Source organism: Pseudoalteromonas sp. Isolate3, from assembly GCF_022398505.1.
Lineage (GTDB): Bacteria > Pseudomonadota > Gammaproteobacteria > Enterobacterales > Alteromonadaceae > Pseudoalteromonas > Pseudoalteromonas apostichopi.
Genome location: NZ_JAKEVN010000200.1, coordinates 1 through 3,540 on the forward strand (window position 1 = coordinate 1; position 3,540 = coordinate 3,540).

Consider the following 3,540-nt stretch of genomic DNA (forward strand, 5'->3'; position numbering starts at 1 on the left):
ATTAAAAATAATTTTATTTGGTTGAATTTTAAGGATAAAAACATGGGTGGAACAAAAGTGGAACAAAACTGTTAAAGATTGGTGTAAAGCGTTGATTTACAAGTTTTAATATAAAGAAAATGGTGGCCCCTCCCAGACTTGAACTGGGGACCTAACGATTATGAGTCGTGTGCTCTAACCAACTGAGCTAAGGGGCCAATGTATTAGCGAAAGCTAAATTTTTGATGCGTTTAGCAGGTTTAACTGACTAAAGCGGGATGCAGTATAAAAAGTTTTTGTAACCTTGTCACTAGCAAAACCCTTTATTTTAACAATCACTAATTCAATTGCTCAAATAGTAAACTTTTTGTTTTTACAACAACCTTAAAGCATGCCGATTAGTTTCTAGCTTCCGACATTGTTCTAGATCAAATAGCTAGATCAGTAAACTCGTTAAAATAGCCGCTCAATCAATTGCGGAGTGCTGACTGTGATAAATTTACCAAGCTGGGATCAATCTCTGATCAACAAGTACAATATTTCTGGGCCTCGATATACATCTTACCCAACGGCATTGTCTTTAGCTGATGGTTATAACCAACAAGATATGATTAACGCGATTGCAGCGTCGAAAAGCCGTTCTTTATCGCTGTATATCCATATCCCTTTTTGCAGTCAGCTTTGTTATTACTGTGGCTGTAACAAGGTGATCACACGTCATCAATCCAAAGCCGATTTATACCTAGATAATTTAGCGCTTGAGATTGCTGAGCAAGCAACGCTTTTTGCTGATTATAAAGTTGAGCAACTGCATTTAGGAGGTGGTACGCCAACTTTTTTATCGGCAGAACAAATGAGCCGCTTAATGACGTTAGTTGAACAGCACTTTAATTTTGCTGATGATGCCGAGCGTGGTATTGAGATTGACCCTCGTTCTTTAGCTGATGGCATGCTAGTTCACCTACGTAAGCTTGGCTTCAATCGTGTCTCGTTTGGAATTCAAGATTTCAATGATGATGTGCAACTGGCGGTTAATCGTCCACAAAGCGTGCAATCTGTAAAAGGCTTGATTAGTGAAGCTCGTGAGCTTGGCTTTAAATCTATTAATGCCGATATGATTTACGGTTTACCTTTGCAAACGCCTGAGAGCTTCAAAGAGACGATTGCACAGCTTATTGAACTAAACCCCGATCGCGTTTCGGTATTTAACTATGCTCACTTACCAGATAGATTCGCAGCACAGCGCAAGATTAAAGACGCTGACTTACCATCTGCTGGCGATAAGCTCACTATGTTCAAAAATACACTTGAGCAGATGTTAGCGGCGGGTTATCAGTTTATCGGTATGGACCACTTTGCCCGTAAAGACAATGAACTGGCAATTGCGCAAAACGCAGGTCAATTACATCGTAATTTCCAAGGGTACACAACGCATGGACAGTGTGACTTATTAGGTTTAGGCGTGTCGTCTATTTCGCAAATTGGCAATGCTATTTTACAAAACGAAAAAGAGTTAAAGCACTATTACAAAGCTGTGCAAGAAGGGTTTGGCAGTGCAGTATGTAAAGGTGTCGCTCTAACTGATGACGATACTTTACGTGCCGCAGTAATCAAACAATTGATCTGCCAGTTTGAGCTTGATATTCCAGCAATCGAAGAACAATTTAATATCAACTTCGCTAGCTACTTCTGTGAGGCACTAAAAGCACTCGACCCACTGCTTGCTGATGGCTTGGTGACTGTTAGCCAAGATAAGATCACAGTAACAGCCCGCGGTAATTTATTTATTCGTATTATTTGTATGTGCTTTGATGCGCACCTACAACAACAAATCAAGCAAACTCGTTTCTCACGAGTTATCTAGCCCAACAAAAAGCAGAGCCTAGGCTCTGCTTTTTATTTTGCTTAAATCACAACTTCTGCTTAATTGAATACTACGTTTTCGCTGCCTGGCGCGGCTTTAAACTCTTCAATTATGCGGGCGCAATCTGCTTTAATCTCATCGCTATGCTGCTCTTCAGCACGCCAGCGAACGGTGTCCATTTTGAAAACCTCTTTTTTAGAGTATTTCTTTCGAGCATCGTGCGTTGGCATATCTTTTACGACTTCGTACATTTTAAAGATGCCAGGGTAACGCTCACTTAACTCAAACTCTTCTGCAAAGCTGTATTGAGAGATCAGCACCCAAATGCGTAAGCAGCCTTCAGAGAACTCACATTGCTCTTCATTCATTGCACGGGCAATTAAATGAATGCTATCGGCTAACTTTGCATTACGTTTTGCTTTTGATGCTGCAAGCTTTTGCTCATGCTCAGCTTGCTTCTTGGCGATAAGCTTATTTTGCTCTTTTAGTTTATAAAGAAGTTGTCCTGCATAAAACGCAAGCCCTGCGATAATTGCCGCACCAATTACTATGGCAATAATCAAGGTTGTGCTCATCGCTCATCCTCACCTTCGTCATCAAACCATTCGTTGGCTAAGTCATCTGATAAGTACTTATCGAAGTCAGACTCACCTTCATCGAATGAATCATCTTCAAAGTCATCTTCGTACTCGTCTTCATCTTCAATACCTAATAGCTCGCATAAAGCCTGATGACGAGCAATACGACTATTAAAGTACTTAGCATCTTTACCAGTTAATAACTCGCCACGCTCATGACGCTCAACCAACTTCAGTAGACGCTCGTCATTTTCTAGCGCTTCTAACTCTTGCTCTGGCGTTAATTCAGGCTCAGCCACTTTTTTAAGCTCAACCATTGGTTTCAAGTTGCGTTTCATTTCAACTTTCGGCTCGGCCTTAGGGGCAACTAAAGAAATAGGCTTTTTACTACCAACACGCTTATCTTTCGGTTGATTGTTCGCTGCTGCGTTTTCTGCACTTAGTACATCAGGTGCATTTCGAGACCCTGGTTTAGCGCCTTTGGTCTTTTTAACTCGCTGCTCTTTTAACGCGCGCATTTCTTTAAGCTTTTCTTTGCTTAAACGTACAGGACCATTTGATGGAATTTTACGCGACTTTTTCTTTCTACTCATATCTTGATCATCTCACTTAAGAGGTTGTGCACAACGCCTTTGTGGCATTGTAATGCTGGCATAACCAGAAGAATTCGATGTGCGGATGTGGTTGGTCAACTTGACGAACTGCGCACTTTTTATACTTTTAGTACAAACGGTGGCTATTGTAACAGGACAAATAAAAAGGCGGTAGAGAAAACATCTCTACCGCCTACTAATCTGAGCGCCAATTATCTGGACACTTCTCCCTTCGACTTTTTAGTCTTTATTATTTTTATTATTATTGTTTATCCATTTTGTTATTTTTTTAACCTTCCGTGTAGCATTCCATTTTGTTTTTATTATTAAACTTCCATGAGCTTTTATTATTCTCGGTCAATCCTGACGCTTTTTTGTTATTTCCTTTAGGACACCTAACCAGTGTCAACCCCTAAAGACTTGCCGCAATCACTTTCCTTATTACATTGTCCATGTTGTTTTGATGTCTCAGCGACAGTGGTTAATTTACTCATTAATAATTTTGTTACAACTAATTTATATAATT

3 protein-coding genes and 1 tRNA gene are annotated in these 3,540 nt (G+C 40.1%); 1 reads left to right on the forward strand and 3 read right to left on the reverse strand.

Going from position 1 to position 3,540, the window contains the following annotated elements; translation table 11 throughout:
* Positions 1-120: 120 nt before the first annotated feature.
* Positions 121-197 (reverse strand) — tRNA-Ile (locus L1D46_RS20045).
* Positions 198-469: 272 nt separating this feature from the next.
* Here L1D46_RS20045 and hemN point away from each other — a divergent pair.
* Positions 470-1,843, forward strand: coding sequence for an oxygen-independent coproporphyrinogen III oxidase (gene hemN / locus L1D46_RS20050; protein ID WP_178926534.1), 1,374 nt, complete (start codon positions 470-472; stop codon positions 1,841-1,843).
* A gap of 59 nt (positions 1,844-1,902) precedes the next feature.
* Here hemN and L1D46_RS20055 read toward each other — a convergent pair whose 3' ends face one another.
* Both L1D46_RS20055 and yihI read right to left on the reverse strand, forming a co-directional pair.
* Complete coding sequence (locus tag L1D46_RS20055; protein ID WP_130049869.1) at positions 1,903-2,418, reverse strand: DUF2489 domain-containing protein; 516 nt, start codon at positions 2,416-2,418, stop codon at positions 1,903-1,905.
* Positions 2,415-3,014 (reverse strand): Der GTPase-activating protein YihI, encoded by a 600-nt coding sequence (gene yihI, locus L1D46_RS20060; RefSeq protein ID WP_239978124.1) that lies wholly within the window; start codon positions 3,012-3,014, stop codon positions 2,415-2,417. The genes L1D46_RS20055 and yihI overlap by 4 nt, the downstream gene beginning before the upstream one ends.
* Positions 3,015-3,540: the final 526 nt, after the last annotated feature.